This is a genomic window from Streptomyces sp. NPDC006314 (genome assembly GCF_040613075.1).
Classification (GTDB): domain Bacteria; phylum Actinomycetota; class Actinomycetes; order Streptomycetales; family Streptomycetaceae; genus Streptomyces.
Window position 1 is genome coordinate 192082 of record NZ_JBEXRL010000003.1, and the last position, 15190, is coordinate 207271.

Below are 15190 nucleotides of genomic sequence, written 5' to 3' on the forward strand. Positions count from 1 at the left end.
CCGGGTGGGCCTGGGCGGCCGTCACCCAGGCGGCGTCACCGCACCCCCACGAGCGACTCCGCCTCCGCCTCACGCCGCGCCATCGCCCGCAGCGGCCCGTCCACCGCGACCAGCTCGGCGTAGGGACCCCGCTGGACCACCCGGCCGGCATCGAGCACGAGCACCTCGTCGACGGCGTCCAGACCGGCCAGCCGATGGGTGATGAGCAGCGTCGTACGCCCCTGCGTGGCAGCCAGCAGATCGGCGGTCAGCGCGTCGGCCGTCGCCAGGTCCAGGTGCTCGGCGGGCTCGTCGAGCACCAGGACCGGAAAGTCGGCCAGCAGTGCTCGGGCCAACGCCAGCCGCTGCCGCTGTCCACCGGACAGCCGGGCACCGTGCTCGCCCACGAGCGTGTCCAGCCCGTCGGGCAGTCCCTCCACCCAGTCCAGCAGCCGAGCCCGGGCCAGCGCCCCGCGCAGATCGGCCTCGGTGGCTTCCTTGCGGGCCAGCAACAGGTTCTCGCGCACGGAACTGTCGAAGAGGTGCGCGTCCTGCGCACAGAGCCCGACGAGCCGCCGTACGTCGTCACCGGCCAACGCGCACGCGTCCGCACCGGCGAGCGTGTACGAGCCCGTCTGGGGGTCGAGGAGGCGCAGCAGCACCTGGGCCAGGGTCGTTTTGCCGGCACCGGACGCCCCGACCACGGCGACCCGGCGCCCCTGCTGCAAGGTGAGGTCGAAGCCGGCCAGAGCCGCGCGTCGCTGCCCCTCGTACCGCGCGGTCAGCTGCTTGACCACCAGCGGGAACGGCGAGCCGGGCGCCTGCCCGGGCCGCTCGGGCTCGCGTACGGGATCCGGGGCGTCCAGGACCTCGTGCACGCGCTCCGCACTCTGCCGCACCCGCTGGCGGTATCGGACGGCCAGCGGCAGCCCCAGTACGGCCTCGAAGGCGGCCAGCGGGGTCAGGACGACCACCGCCATCGCCACGCCGCCGAGCCGGCCGGCCGCCACCGCCTGGGCGCCGAGCAGTGCGCTGGCCGTGACGGTGAGGCCGGAGACCAGTGCGGTGAGCCCGTCGCCGAGCGCGGTGACGGCTGCGGCGCGCGAGGCGATGCGGGTGAGGGTGCCGTCGACCCGCCGGGCCGCGTCCGCGCGGGCGGTCAGTGCACCGGCGACGGTCAGTTCGGCGGTGCCGGTGAGCAGGTCGGTCACCCGGGTCGCGAGTGCTCCTCGGGCGGGTGCCAGGCGCCGCTCGGCCCGCCGGGCCGCGGTCGCGGTCACCAGCGGCACGCCGGCGCCGGCCGCCAGGAGGCCGGCCGCCAGAGCGGCACCGGCCTCGGGCAGCAGCCAGGCCGTGAAGCCGACCGAGCCGGCGGAGACGGCCACGGCGACACCGGCGGGCAGCAGCCAGCGCAGCCAGTAGTCCTGCAACGCGTCCACGTCCGCGACCAGCCGGGTGAGCAGATCCCCGCGGCGGGCGGTACGCAGTCCGGCGGGTGCGAGGCGTTCCAGGCGGCGGTAGACCGCGACCCGGGTGTCGGCCAGCATGCGCAGCACGGCGTCGTGCGACACCAGCCGTTCGGCGTACCGGAAGACGGCCCGCCCGATCCCGAAGGCCCGCGTCGCCGTCACGGCCACCATCAGATACAGCACCGGCGGCTGCTGCGAGGCCCGCGAGATGAGCCAGCCGGAGGTGGCCATCAGGCCGACGGCACTGCCGAGCGCCAGACAGCCGAGCAACAGCGCGAGGACGAGCCGCCCGCGCCGGGGGCCGGCAAGCGTCCGGACCCGAGCGAGCACACTCCGGCACCCCACCGGGCCCTGCCCTGCCCTCCCCGGCTGACCGGCTCCCACCCCCTGCGGCTCCTGCCCCGGCCGGCCGCCCGCAACGCCCTCCGGCTCACTTCCCGGCCGACCAGCCCCAACCCCCTCCGACCCGCCTTCCGTCCGACCGGGTCGGGTGGCGGGTGGGCGGGGGCGGAGACCCCTGGCAGGCCGAGCATCCCCCGGGTGCCCCACCGACTCCGCGCTCTCCAGGCGCACCACCCGGTCCGCCACCTCCAGCAGAGCGGGCCGATGCACCACCAGCAGCACCGTACGACCCACCGCGAGCCGCCGCACCGCCGCTACGACCTCTGCCTCCGTCGCCCCGTCCAGCGCGGCCGTCGGCTCGTCGAGCAGCAGCACCGGCCGGTCCGCGAGAAAGGCGCGGGCGAGGGCGAGCCGCTGCCGCTGTCCGGCCGACAGACCGGCCCCGTCCTCCCCGAGCATCGTGTCGGCCCCGTCGGGCAGTAGGTCCACGAACTCCAGCGCGCCCGCATCCCGCAGTGCCCGGCGGACGGCACTCCCGTCCGCGTCGGGCCGGGCCAGCCGCACGTTCTCCGCGATGGTTCCGGCGTACAGGTGTGGCCGCTGCGGTACCCACGCGATCCGGGACCGCCACTCCACCAGGTCGAGGCCGGCGAGATCGGTTCCCCCGACCCGCACCCGGCCCTCGGCGGGCCGTACGAACCCCAGCAGCACGTCCAGCAGCGTCGACTTGCCCACCCCGCTCGGCCCGACCAGCGCCACGGTCTCGCCCGGCGCGACACTGAAGGACACATCGGTCACCGCGTCCGCCGAGCGGCCGGGGTAGCGGACGGTGACTCCTTCGAAGGCCACCGCACCCGCGGGTACCGCGCCGGTGCCTGAGGCCGGGACCGGCGTCTCCAGCACGGTGAAGATCTCCTCCGCGGCGGCGAGCCCCTCGGCCGCCGCGTGGTACTGCGCGCCCACCTGCCGCAGCGGCAGATAGGCCTCGGGCGCCAGCACCAGGATCACGAGGCCGATGGTGAGGTCCATGTCGCCGTGGACGAGCCGCATGCCGATCGACACGGCGACCAGCGCGACCGACAGCGTGGCGAGCAGTTCAAGCGCGAAGGAGGAGAGGAAGGCGATCCGCAAGGTGCGCAGGGTGGCCTGGCGGTACTCATCGGTGACCCGGCGGATGGACTCGGCCTGCGCCTTGGCCCTGCCGAACACCTTCAGCGTGGGCAGGCCCGCGACGACATCCAGGAAGTGGCCGGACAGCCGCGACAGCAACCGCCACTGACGGTCCATCCGGGACTGGGTCGCCCAGCCGATCAGCATCATGAAGAGCGGGATGAGCGGCAGGGTGCCGACGATGATCGCCGCCGACACCCAGTCCTCGGTGACGATCCGCGCCAGCACCGCCACCGGGACGACCACCGCAAGCCCCAACTGCGGCAGATAACGCGAGAAGTAGTCGTCCAGTGTGTCCACGCCGCGTGTAGCCAGGGTGACCAGCGAGCCGGTCCGCTGCCCGCTCAACCATCCGGGCCCAAGCGCAGCCGCACGGTCGAGGAGCCGCCCCCGCAGCTCCGATTTCACCGCCGCGCTCGCCCGGTGGGCGGCGAGTTCGGTGAGCCATGCGACAACCGATCGTCCCACGGCCACGGCAGCCAACAGCAGCAGTGGGGTGCGCAGTTCGGCGACCGGCTGCCCCTGCTGGAACGCGCCGACGACGACCTCGGCGATGAGCATCGCCTGGGCGATGACGAGCCCAGCGCCGGCGGCACCCAGACCGATGACCGCCATGAGAAAGAGGCGGGTGGCCCGGGCGTACCGCAGAAGGCGTGGATCGATTGGTTTCACGGGAAACGTGCCCTTCGGTCCAGAGGGTGTGTTTCACGTGAAACACACCCTCGGCGGACTCAGTGCGCGGCGCCGGCAGCAGCGTCAGGCGCGATGTGCTGCGTGCCGATCCGCTTGCGGAACACCCAGTAGGTCCAGCCCTGGTAGAGCAGGACGATCGGTGTGGCGATCGCCGCACACCAGGTCATGATCTTCAGGGTGTAGGGGCTCGACGAGGCGTTGGTGACCGTCAGGCTCCAGTCCCCGTTGAGCGTGGACGGCATGACGTTCGGGAAGAGCGACAGGAAGAGCATCGCCACGGCCGCCACGATGGTGACACCGGACAGCGCGAACGCCCATCCCTCACGCCCGAGCTGGTTGGCGACGAGAGCGGCCCCCAGGGCGGCGACCGCCACGATCAGGGCCACCAGACTCTTTCCGTCACCGCTGTGGGCCTGCGTCCACAGCAGGAAGGCGAGCGCCACGACGGCCGCGACGAGGCCGACCCCCAGGGCCAGCCTCCGGGCCCGGGCCCGGATGTCCCCGACGGTCTTGAGGGCGGTGAACACCGCTCCGTGGAAGGTGAACAACGTGAGCGTCACCAGGCCGCCGAGCAGGGCGTAGGGGTTGAGCAGGTCCCAGACGTCGCCGACGTACTCGAAGCGCTGGTCGATCTTCACGCCCCACACGATGTTCCCGAAGGCCACGCCCCACAGGAACGCCGGGAGCAGCGAAGTCCAGAAGATCGCCGTCTCCCAGTTGCGCTGCCAGTTCTCCTCCGGCCTCTTCGCCCGGTACTCGAAGGCGACACCGCGGACGATCAGGCAGACCAGGATGAGTAGCAGGGGCAGGTAGAAGCCGGAGAAGAGCGTGGCGTACCACTCCGGGAAGGCGGCGAAGGTCGCGCCGCCCGCCGTGAGCAGCCACACTTCATTGCCGTCCCAGACGGGCCCGATGGTGTTGATCAGCACCCGGCGCTCGGGCCGGTTGCGGGCCAGCAGCTTGGTGAGGATGCCGACCCCGAAGTCGAAGCCCTCCAGGAAGAAGTAGCCGGTCCACAGGACGGCGATCAGGACGAACCAGACGTCGTGAAGTTCCATGACTGTTCCCTCGGCCTAGTACGAGAAGGCCATCGGCTTGTCGGCGTCACGGGTGTCGCCGCCGATCTTCGTGGGCGGGTTGAGGTCGGCCTCGGTCAGCTCGGGCGGGCCGGCCTTGACGTACTTCGCGAGCAGCCTGACCTCGACCACGGCGAGGATCGCGTACAGCGCGGTGAAGACGATCATCGAGATGAGGACCTCGCCCTGGGAGACACCGGGGGAGACCGCGTCCCGGGTCTGCAGCACGCCGTAGACGACCCACGGCTGGCGGCCCATCTCGGTGAAGATCCAGCCCCAGGAGTTGGCGATCAGCGGGAAGGCCAGGGTCCAGACCGCGATACGCCAGTACCAGGTGGTGAGCTCAGGGCTGAGCGCCTTGTTCTTGAACAGCACCAGGTGCGGCACCTCGTCGTCGCCGACCCGCAGATGCTGCGGCAGCATGAACTTCTTGCGGGTCAGCCAGAGTCCGGCCAGGCCGATCGCGAAGGAGGCCATGCCGAAGCCGATCATCCAGCGGAAGCCCCAGAAGGCGACCGGAATGTTGGGCCGGTAGTCGCCCGGGCCGAACTTCTGCTGCTCGGCCTTGTTCACGTCGTTGATGCCGGGGACATACGAGGTGAAGTTGTCGTCGGCGAGGAAGGACAGCAGCCCCGGGATCTCGATCGCGACGCTGTTGTGGCCCTTCTCCACGTCACCGTAGGCGAAGATCGAGAACGGCGCCGGCTGCTGACCGTCCCACAGCGCCTCGGCGGCCGCCATCTTCATCGGCTGCTGCTTGAACATCACCTTGCCGAGCACGTCGCCGCTGACGGCGGTGAACAGACCGGCGATGACGACGGTGATCAGACCGAGCCGCAGCGAGGTCTTCATCTCCCGGATGTGCTTCTTGCGGGCCAGGTGGAAGGCGGCGATGCCCACCATGAAGGCACCGCCGGTCAGGAAGGCCGCCGAAAGGGTGTGGAAGGCCTGGCTGAGCGCGGTGTTCTGGGTCAGCACGGCCCAGAAGTCGGTCAGCTCGGCACGCCCCTTCGCCTTGTCGATCTGATAGCCGACCGGGTGCTGCATCCAGGAGTTGGCCGCGAGGATGAAGTAGGCCGACAGGATCGTGCCGATCGACACCATCCAGATGCAGGCCAGGTGGATCTTCTTGGGCAGCTTGTCCCAGCCGAAGATCCACAGGCCGATGAAGGTGGACTCGAAGAAGAACGCGATCAGGGCCTCGAAGGCGAGCGGGGCACCGAAGATGTCCCCGACGAAGCGCGAGTAGTCGGACCAGTTCATGCCGAACTGGAACTCCTGCACGATGCCGGTGACGACGCCCATCGCGATGTTGATCAGGAAGAGCTTGCCCCAGAACTTCGTCGCCCTGAGGCACTTCTCCTTCTCCGTGCGCACCCAGGCCGTCTGCAGCCCGGCCGTGAGGGCGGCCAGGGAGATCGTCAGCGGAACGAACAGGAAGTGGTAGACGGTGGTGATGCCGAACTGCCAGCGCGCCAGCGTCTCCGGCGCCAGAGCCAGGTCCACGTAGTCACTCTCCTTACTGCGCCGTGCCACAGCGGCGGTTTGCCCCTTTTGCTGCACGCATACAGGAGCAACCGGGCCCACGCTTGTGAACGCGTTCACATTCACAAGCCATTATGACGCACTGATTTTCGACAATCGAAGGGGGGTCCCGCCTTGGTCCTCGCGACAAGACCTTGGCAGCGACTTCAACGTCTTGTTGAATCGCGCGCCCTGCAGATACGTGTTTCATGGCCCGTGGGGACGTCACCGCGACCCTCGACGGGGACACACCGAACCCCGCCACGGTCTTGGGGCTCAGGCCGTCACCAAGGCACTGCCGCTCACCTCCACCGCGCGCAAGGGGCGAGGAGGGTATTTCGACACAGGAGTCTGTGTTTCACGTGAAACGGACGCCCGGCAGGTTGTGGAGCCGGGCACGGTGGTCTTCTGGACCGGACGGCGACGCGCTCGCCCTCCCCTACAACCCCACCCCGATCTCTTGGGGCTGGGGGCGCCGAACAAGGTTTGGGGGAGAATGGCGCCTCGCGAGCCCGTGCAACATCCTCGGAAGCCTGGATGGGGACGCCGGCATCCTGGCGACCGCCCGAGACGGCGACCCCATCCGTGTGGAACTGATCGACGACTAGCGCTACCGCCGGACTAGAACTCCTTGCGGAACGCCTCCGCCACCTTCAGGAAGATGTCGTTCGCCTCGGTCTCCCCGACTGTCACCCGCACACCCTCGCCCGGGAACGGCCGGACCACCACACCGTGTTCCTCACAGGCCTGCGCGAACGCGACCGTACGCTCTCCCAGCCGCAGCCACACGAAATTGGCCTGTGTCTCCGGCACCGTCCAGCCCTGCGCACGCAGCGCGTCGGCCACGCGCGTGCGCTCGCACACCAAAGAGCCGACCCGGCCCAGCAGCTCGTCCTCGGCCCGCAGCGAGGCGACCGCCGCGTCCTGCGCGAGCTGGCTCACCCCGAACGGCACCACCGTCTTGCGCAGCGCCGCCGCCACCGGCTCATGGGCGATCGCGAAACCGACGCGCAGCCCCGCGAGCCCGTACGCCTTGGAGAAGGTCCGCAGCACACAGACATTGGGCCGCTCCCGGTACAGCTCGACGCCGTCGGGCACCTCGAGGTCGCGGATGAACTCCCGATAGGCCTCATCCAGCACCACCAGTACGTCACTGGGCACCCGGTCGAGGAACCGCTCCAGCTCGGCCCGCCGCACCACCGTGCCGGTCGGGTTGTTGGGGTTGCAGACGAAGATCAGACGTGTCCGGTCGGTGATCGCGTCCGCCATCGCGTCCAGGTCGTGCACATCGCCCGGCGTGAGCGGAACCTGCACCGACCGGGCACCGCTGATCTGCGTGATGATCGGGTACGCCTCGAAGGACCGCCAGGCGTAGATCACCTCGTCACCGGGTCCGCTGGTGGCCTGGATCAGCTGCTGCGCGACACCCACCGAGCCGGTTCCGGTGGCCAGGTGGGAGAGCGGTACGCCGAAACGCTCGGACAGCTCCTCCATCAGTCCGCTGCAGGCCATGTCCGGGTAGCGGTTGAAGTTACAGGCCGCCGCGGTCACGGTCTCCATCACACCGGGCAGCGGCGGATACGGGTTCTCGTTGGAGGACAGCTTGTAGGCGACCGGCCCGCCGGCTGCGGCGGGCTTGCCCGGCTTGTAGGTGGGGATACCCTCCAGCTCGGCGCGCAGCTTGGGGCTCGTCTCGCTCACCGCAGTCCTCCTCGCGACCACCGGCGGACCGTCTGCGCCGCCGGCTTCCAATACTCCTCACCTTATGAGGATTCGGCGCCGCTGCGTACAGGTGCGGGACGGACGAAAACCTCGTCCATCCCACTGGCATCAAGGGCATCACAGTACGAAGGCGCACCTTTCGGGGGCGCGCCGTACATATATCTATGCGCCGGTAGCTTGCGCCGTGGCGCGCATCCCCCGTGAAGGTGAGTTGAGACCTCTTCGAGACATCGGGCACTTGGCAGGTCCATACGCGTCGACAAGTCAGGTCCCAGCGTTGAAGTGTTCAACTTCCTTATTTTCTAAGGCAGTTGGCGCCGTATGATCATGCAGAAACGTGCCTGTCAGGGCGTGCATATGCGTCCGCACTACCCCACCGCATGAGCCCTACTATCGGCTCGCCATGACAGCAGCAGGGAAGCACCAGGTGAGCCGCGCGGAAACCTCACGTCGAGGCAGCCGGCCGGGCCGGGCGGGCATCAGAGACGTGGCCGCCGCCGCCGGAGTCTCCATCACGACCGTCTCCGACGCCCTCAACGGCAAGGGCCGGCTCCCGGATGCCACCCGGCGCCATGTCCGCGAGGTCGCCGACCGGCTGGGGTACCGCCCCTCGGCCGCCGCCCGCACCCTCCGTACCGGCAAGTCGGGGCTGATCGGCCTGACCGTGACGACGTACGGGGATGAACCTTTCACCTTCACGGAGTTCGCGTACTTCGCCGAGATGGCCCGGGCCGCCACCTCGGCCGCGCTCGCCCGCGGCTACGCCCTCGTCATCCTGCCCGCGACATCCCGCCACGACGTGTGGTCCAACGTCGCCCTGGACGGCACGGTCGTCATCGACCCCTCCGACCAGGACCCGGTCGTCAGCGAGCTCGTCCGGCAGGGTCTGCCGGTCGTCTCCGACGGCCGCCCGGCCGGCTCGCTCCCGGTCACCGCCTGGGTCGACAACGACCACGAAGCCGCCGTACTCGGCATCCTCGACCATCTCGCCGCCGCCGGCGCCCGCCGCATCGGTCTGCTCACCGGCACGACGACGGACACGTACACACACCTGTCGACCACCGCCTATCTGCGCTGGTGCGAGCGCGTCGGCCAGGACCCGGTCTACGAGGCCTACCCGGCGCACGACCCGTGCGCGGGCGCCGTCGCCGCCGACCGGCTGCTCGCCCGCCCCGACCGGCCCGACGCCGTCTACGGCCTGTTCGACCCGAACGGCACCGACCTGCTCGCCGCCGCCCGCCGCTACGGACTCCGCGTCCCCGACGACCTGCTGCTGGTGTGCTGCAGCGAGTCCACGGTGTACGCCAGCACCGAGCCGCCCATCACCACGCTCTCCCTGAAGCCGCGCCGCATCGGCACCGCCGTAGTGCAGCTGCTCATCGACGCCATCGAGGGCGTCGAGTCGGACCAGCCGGTCGAGCAGGTGATACCGACCGAGCTGATCGTGCGCACCTCCTCGCAGCGGCGCCCCCCGCGCACGACGGTCAGTCCGCCGCGGACACCGGACGAGAAGTGACGTCCGAGGGGTAGTGCTCCGCGGGTGTGCTCAGGAAGCGAACCGGTGTCCGGCGGCGGGGCCGGGACCCGGGGGCCGGCAAACACCCTGCGATCGGCCGACAGCGGACCGAACACCTGCCCAAACGGGGCGAAAGCCGCGAGGAACCGGAGTCTTGTTCCGATTCACCACCCCTGGGTCATCACACGGCGCGACGCGCATTCCTATGATGGGCCCACGACACCGCGGACCGCTGCGACCAGGCAGTCCGAAGCGGTGCAGATGCGGCGCGATGGTGGAGGGGTCTGATGACTCAGGGGGCCGGTCAGGGACCCGAGGTGGAGCGGACGGCGACACTGCGCGACTTCCGGGTGCCTGCGTACGTCCATGAGACCGGTCCGTACGTTCGTGGCGTCCACCCGGGCGACACCGTCCCGCCCGACGACGAGGCGTACCCCGAGGGCTACACGCCCACCCAGCGCGACCTGCCCGTCATCAACCGCGGCGACACCCTCCAGGTCCCTGTCGAACCGGCCCCCGCCGCCCCGGCGCCGCAGCCGACGACCGGGCCAGGACCGCTGTACGTCGTCGGCGACGTCCACGGCTACCTCGACGAACTGATGGCCGCCCTGCGGGAGCAGGGGCTGATCGACACCTCGGGCCAGTGGTGCGCCGGAACCGCCCGGCTGTGGTTCCTCGGCGACTTCACCGACCGCGGCCCGGACGGCATCGGGGTCATCGACCTGGTGATGCGGCTGTCCGCCGAGGCGGCCGCGGCCGGCGGCTACTGCAAGGCCCTCATGGGCAACCACGAGCTGCTGCTGCTCGGCGCCAAGCGGTTCGGCGACACCCCCGTCAACTCCGGCGCGGGCACCGCCACCTTCCAGGCGGCCTGGCTGCTCAATGGCGGCCAGAAGACCGACATGGACCGCCTCCAGGACCACCACCTGCAGTGGATGGCCCGCCTGGACGCCGTCGAGGAGGTCGACGGCTATCTGCTCCTCCACTCCGACACCACCGCCTACCTCGACTACGGCGACTCGATCGAGGCGGTCAACGACACCGTCCGCGAGGCCCTGACCCGCAACGACGCCGACGAGGTCTGGGATCTGTTCCGCAAGTTCACCAAGCGGTTCTCCTTCCGCGACGAGGGCGGCGCCGACGCCGTACGCTCCCTCCTCGATACGTACGGCGGTACCCGGGTCGTTCACGGCCACAGCCCCATCCCCTATCTCCTGGGCGAGGTCGGCTCCGAGGACGGCGAGGAGAGCGGCGGCCCGGTCGTCGAGGGCCCGCACGTCTACGCCGACGGGCTCGCCATCGCCATGGACGGCGGCGTGACCATGGACGGGAAACTGCTGGTCCAGCAACTGCCCCTGGACAACTGACCGTTCCGCGGGCGGACGCGCCCCGGCGACGTACACGCAGACCGGAACGCAATTTCCGGCAATCCCCTGTCACCGTGTGCCGCCACGGCTCTACCATCGGCTTATCCGTAGCAGGCTCCCCTCCGTTTCTGCCCGACGGCTCGCCGGCGTGCGAGCCCCAAGCCCTACGGAGCATCGGGGGATGCACATGAACAGCGTTCCGCAGTACCTGCAGAGCGAGGACCGCCAGGAATTCGAGCGGCTCCTCGATGAGGCGCTGCGCTCCGCGCCACACCGACCGGAACTGGCCGCTGTCGGACAGCGGCTCAACCCCGAGCAACTGCGCACCATGGCGCTCAACGCCACCGCCCTGATCACCGCGGCCGCGGCGGCCGAGTACCAGCACTACGTGCAGGTCCGCCAGGATTTGCGCCACCCGGCGCTGTCCGCGCCTTCGGCCACCGGCGACTCCGCCACCACGGACCCTGCCTCGGCCACGGCGGGACTCGCCGCAACCCTCGGCGAGGCCGCCGAGACCACCGGAGCGGGCGCCATCGCGGTCATCGCCGTGCTGGCTCCCCTCCTGTCCGGAACCGCGGCGATGATCTTCCTGCTCGTCGGCTACATCCTGAAGATGCTCAACCCCGAACAGGCCTTCGCCCGGACCCTGCTCACCACCGGCTGGGTGTTCGGCGCCATGACCGCTGCCGCGATCCTCATCGCCGCCGTCGGGCTGCTGCTCACCGCTCTGCGCAACAGCAACTCGGCGGAAGCCCAGGCACAGGACGCGGCGCACGAACAGCTGACGAGAGCCAGGGAGGCCTGGCGGGACGCCCTGCTGGAGCGAGGCATCCTGCCGTTCCTGCGGGAGGCCCTCGCCGACCCCGGGCCGACGGCACTGCACCGCACGACCCCGCCCGCCCCGACCGGCCGCATGCCGCGCCTGGGCTACGACCGCCCCGGCTTCAGCAGCCCCGACGACGGCCCCGTCTCCGGCCGCCCGAGCTTCAGCAGCCCCGACTACACAAGCCCGGACTTCGGCGGCCCCGAACACCAGCCGGAGTGAGAACACCCGCCTCGACCGGGGTCCGCCCGCGGCGGCACCCGGTCGCGAGCGGCGCGGCTCACTTACAGCCGCCGGACCGCCTGCGCTTCGACACGCTCCACGGACGTGCGGCTGTACACGTGCACCAACGCAAGGTGGAACAACGCCGGTGCCAGCGGCGCCCAGCGGTGGACGCGGTCGTCCCGCAGCAGGTATCTGACCACCGAAGCGGGGCGGAAGGGCACATAGTCGATCGTCTGGTGCTCCCAGCGGTCCGCCACGCCCCTGCTCATCCTCGCCTGGATGTCCGTACTGCGCAGTTCCTTCAGCCGGGCGAAGTAGTGGCCGCTCCAGTGGCGTCTGTCGACGTCCAGGACGAAGGCCAGGAGCTCGAGGGTGTACTCGTGGGGCTCCAGGGCCAGTTCTTCCCGCATGCCCCGGCGGCACACCGCATGGAGGTCCGGTGCGCTCCTGCCCGACGAATCGATGTGCCGGGACAGCCCCTCGTTCACCGAGGAGTTCCACACCCCGGGCGCCATCCGCACCCGCTCGCTGCGACGGCTCACCACGAGCATGTCGTCGGCGGTGACCACGGCGACGTTGACGGCGAAGCTGCACTGCAGGAACGCCGGCGCCACAAGGGGCTGTTCGGGATCCAGGTAGCGCGACCGGGGGGTCGTACCGTCAGGCAGCCGACGGTCGAGTTGCTGGGCGGCCAGGAAGGTGTAGTAGTCGGTCGGCCGCAGCCGCAGATGCACCTCCGGGGTCTCGTCGAGCGCGGTGCGGGAGATGTCGAACGACTCGACCGCGTAGCGCGGTCCGTTCCACAAGGGCGTGCGCCCCTCGGCGCGCAGCCGTTCACTCTCGACCGCTATCTCCTCCCGCCACGGTTCCATGCCCGCCGGCAGCCGCACCTCGTCGTCGAGTACGTGGACGAAGACTCTCTCCGGCGGGATCGTGGTCTCACCGTCGCCCTCCACGATCAGCGCAGATGTGTGCAGGGGGCCCAGCGAGAACGTGCGCCAGGCCGGTCCCGACTCCTCCCGGCGGCCCAGGCCGCGCAGAGCACTGGCCGATCGTCTGCGCAGCCGGAACCACGCATCCTGTAAAGGCTGCTGGAACAGCACCGCGAACAGCATGCCGATGACGGCGCCCGCCACTCCGTTGGCAACATCGATCCCACCCACACGGCAGACCCTATGAATCTCGTCCGCGCACGGACGCCGTCGTGCTCCTTCCGTTACCGGCTTCCGGGACCCGGGGGGGGACGGACACCTCGGCCTGTCCCCCTCGTCGCCTCTCAGTCGGCCATCGGCAGATACACCCGGTTGCCCGCGGCCGCGAACTCCTTCGACTTCTGGGCCATGCCCTCCTCGATCTCGGCCTGGCTGCCGCCGTGTTCCCGGCGGATGTCCTGCGAGATCTTCATGCTGCAGAACTTGGGCCCGCACATGGAGCAGAAGTGGGCCGTCTTGGCGGGCTCCGCCGGGAGGGTCTCGTCGTGGAACTCCCGTGCCGTGTCCGGGTCCAGCGCGAGGTTGAACTGGTCTTCCCACCGGAACTCGAAGCGCGCGTCGGACAGCGCGTCGTCCCACTCCTGAGCGCCCGGATGCCCCTTGGCGAGGTCGGCCGCGTGCGCGGCGATCTTGTAGGTGATGACACCCGTCTTGACGTCGTCCCGGTTGGGCAGCCCCAGGTGCTCCTTGGGCGTGACATAGCAGAGCATCGCCGTGCCCCACCAGGCGATCATCGCCGCCCCGATGCCGGAGGTGATGTGGTCGTACGCCGGCGCGACGTCCGTGGTCAGCGGGCCGAGCGTATAGAACGGAGCTTCATCGCAGATCTCCTGCTGAAGGTCGATGTTCTCCTTGATCTTGTGCATCGGGACATGTCCCGGGCCCTCGATCATGGTCTGTACGTTGAAACGCTTGGCGATCCGGTTGAGTTCCCCGAGCGTGCGCAACTCCGCGAACTGCGCCTCGTCGTTGGCGTCCGCGATCGAGCCCGGCCGCAGGCCATCGCCCAGCGAGTACGTGACGTCGTAGGCGGCGAGGATCTCGCACAGCTCCTCGAAGTTCTCGTACAGGAACGACTCCTTGTGGTGTGCCAGGCACCACGCGGCCATGATCGATCCGCCGCGGGAGACGATGCCGGTCTTGCGGTGGGCCGTCAGCGGAACATACGCGAGGCGCACGCCGGCGTGAACGGTCATGTAGTCCACGCCCTGCTCGGCCTGCTCGATGACGGTGTCCTTGTAGATCTCCCAGGTGAGTTCCTCGGCCTTGCCGTCGACCTTCTCCAGGGCCTGGTAGAGCGGCACCGTGCCGATGGGTACGGGGGAGTTGCGCAGTACCCACTCGCGGGTGGTGTGGATGTTCCGGCCGGTGGAGAGATCCATGACCGTGTCGGCGCCCCAGCGGGTCGCCCAGGTCATCTTCTCGACCTCCTCCTCGATGGAGGAGGTCACCGCGGAGTTGCCGATGTTGGCGTTCACCTTCACCAGGAACCGCTTGCCGATGATCATCGGCTCGATCTCCGGGTGGTTGACGTTGGCCGGCAGCACCGCCCGACCCGCCGCGATCTCCTCGCGGACCACTTCCGGCGACACGTTCTCCCGGATGGCCACGTACTCCATCTCCGGCGTGATGTCGCCCCGGCGCGCGTATGCGAGCTGTGTCACCGCCTCGCCGCCGCGACCCCGCCGCGGCTGGCGCGGGCGTCCGGGGAAGACCGCGTCCAGGTTCCGCAGCCCGCCGCGCGGCGCTGTGTGCTTGATCCCGTCGTCCTCGGGACGGACAGGACGGCCCGCGTACTCCTCGGTGTCACCGCGGGCGATGATCCAGTTCTCCCGCAGCGGTGGCAGGCCCCTGCGGACGTCCGTGTCGACGAGTGGATCGGTGTACGGGCCTGAGGTGTCGTACAGCGTGACCGACTGCCCGTTGGTGAGGTGCACCTGACGGACCGGCACGCGCAGGTCAGGGCGCGAGCCCTCGACGTACGCCTTGTGCCAGCCGATGGACTTCCCGGCCTCCTGGGACTTCTCGTCCTGGACGGAGGCAGGCGTGCGTGCGTCCTTGTTGGTCATGAGACCTACTCCCTACGCCGGCATTACCCGGTAACAGGTTCGGCGGTCGACGCAGCGATTCCCGTCTGCCGACGTTCCCTGTGGAACAGCGCTCGTTCCACGTGAAACATCGCGTATACGGAGGTCAGCGCCCTCTCAGCCCGGTGCTCCGAGCTCCCGCGTGTGCAAAGGTGCCTCCACGCTAGCGTCATTTGTGGCGCGGTGAACAGTGGGCCTCTGCCGT

At 69.8% G+C, this 15190-nt stretch carries 9 protein-coding genes, 1 pseudogene and 1 riboswitch; of the genes and pseudogenes, 4 read left to right on the forward strand and 6 right to left on the reverse strand.

Annotated elements, in window-relative coordinates; all coding sequences use genetic code 11:
- Window positions 1-35 precede the first annotated feature (35 nt).
- Genes cydD through ABZ079_RS06575 form a run of 3 tightly spaced genes read right to left on the reverse strand, consistent with a single transcriptional unit; the run spans window position 36 to window position 6235 of the window.
- Window positions 36-3632 carry a thiol reductant ABC exporter subunit CydD gene (cydD, locus tag ABZ079_RS06565; protein WP_356938291.1) on the reverse strand — a complete coding sequence of 1199 codons (3597 nt, stop codon included), beginning with the start codon at window positions 3630-3632 and terminating at the stop codon, window positions 36-38.
- Window positions 3633-3691: 59 nt separating this feature from the next.
- A complete protein-coding gene (cydB, locus tag ABZ079_RS06570; RefSeq protein ID WP_356938292.1) occupies window positions 3692-4711 on the reverse strand; it encodes a cytochrome d ubiquinol oxidase subunit II in 1020 nt (339 codons plus the stop codon).
- 15 nt (window positions 4712-4726) lie between these two features.
- Window positions 4727-6235, reverse strand: a complete 1509-nt coding sequence (locus ABZ079_RS06575) for a cytochrome ubiquinol oxidase subunit I (RefSeq protein ID WP_356938293.1) — start codon at window positions 6233-6235, stop codon at window positions 4727-4729.
- Window positions 6236-6445: 210 nt separating this feature from the next.
- Here ABZ079_RS06575 and ABZ079_RS06580 point away from each other — a divergent pair.
- Window positions 6446-6861, forward strand: a pseudogene (locus ABZ079_RS06580) (cyclophilin-like family protein).
- A 13-nt stretch (window positions 6862-6874) separates the two neighbouring features.
- Here ABZ079_RS06580 and hisC read toward each other — a convergent pair.
- Window positions 6875-7954, reverse strand: a complete 1080-nt coding sequence (gene hisC / locus ABZ079_RS06585) for a histidinol-phosphate transaminase (RefSeq protein WP_356938294.1) — start codon at window positions 7952-7954, stop codon at window positions 6875-6877.
- A gap of 424 nt (window positions 7955-8378) precedes the next feature.
- On the opposite strand from hisC, the gene ABZ079_RS06590 reads away from it, so the two are divergent.
- The 3 genes from ABZ079_RS06590 (at window position 8379) to ABZ079_RS06600 (ending at window position 11903) form a co-directional block, all read left to right on the forward strand.
- Entirely contained in the window at window positions 8379-9491 is a 1113-nt protein-coding gene (locus ABZ079_RS06590) for a LacI family DNA-binding transcriptional regulator (protein ID WP_356938295.1), read from the forward strand.
- 287 nt (window positions 9492-9778) lie between these two features.
- A complete protein-coding gene (locus ABZ079_RS06595) occupies window positions 9779-10858 on the forward strand; it encodes a metallophosphoesterase (RefSeq protein ID WP_356938296.1) in 1080 nt (359 codons plus the stop codon).
- Window positions 10859-11039: 181 nt separating this feature from the next.
- Complete coding sequence (locus tag ABZ079_RS06600) at window positions 11040-11903, forward strand: hypothetical protein (RefSeq protein ID WP_356938297.1); 864 nt, start codon at window positions 11040-11042, stop codon at window positions 11901-11903.
- Between the two features lie 62 nt (window positions 11904-11965).
- On the opposite strand, the gene ABZ079_RS06605 is transcribed toward ABZ079_RS06600, so the two are convergent.
- Together ABZ079_RS06605 and thiC are read right to left on the reverse strand one after the other, a co-directional pair.
- Window positions 11966-13069: a hypothetical protein gene (locus tag ABZ079_RS06605; RefSeq protein ID WP_356938298.1), complete on the reverse strand. Its 1104-nt coding sequence runs from the start codon at window positions 13067-13069 to the stop codon at window positions 11966-11968.
- Between the two features lie 113 nt (window positions 13070-13182).
- Window positions 13183-14967, reverse strand: a complete 1785-nt coding sequence (gene thiC / locus ABZ079_RS06610) for a phosphomethylpyrimidine synthase ThiC (protein WP_356938299.1) — start codon at window positions 14965-14967, stop codon at window positions 13183-13185.
- Window positions 14960-15137, reverse strand: a riboswitch (TPP riboswitch). (Overlaps the previous gene by 8 nt.)
- Window positions 15138-15190 lie beyond the last annotated feature (53 nt).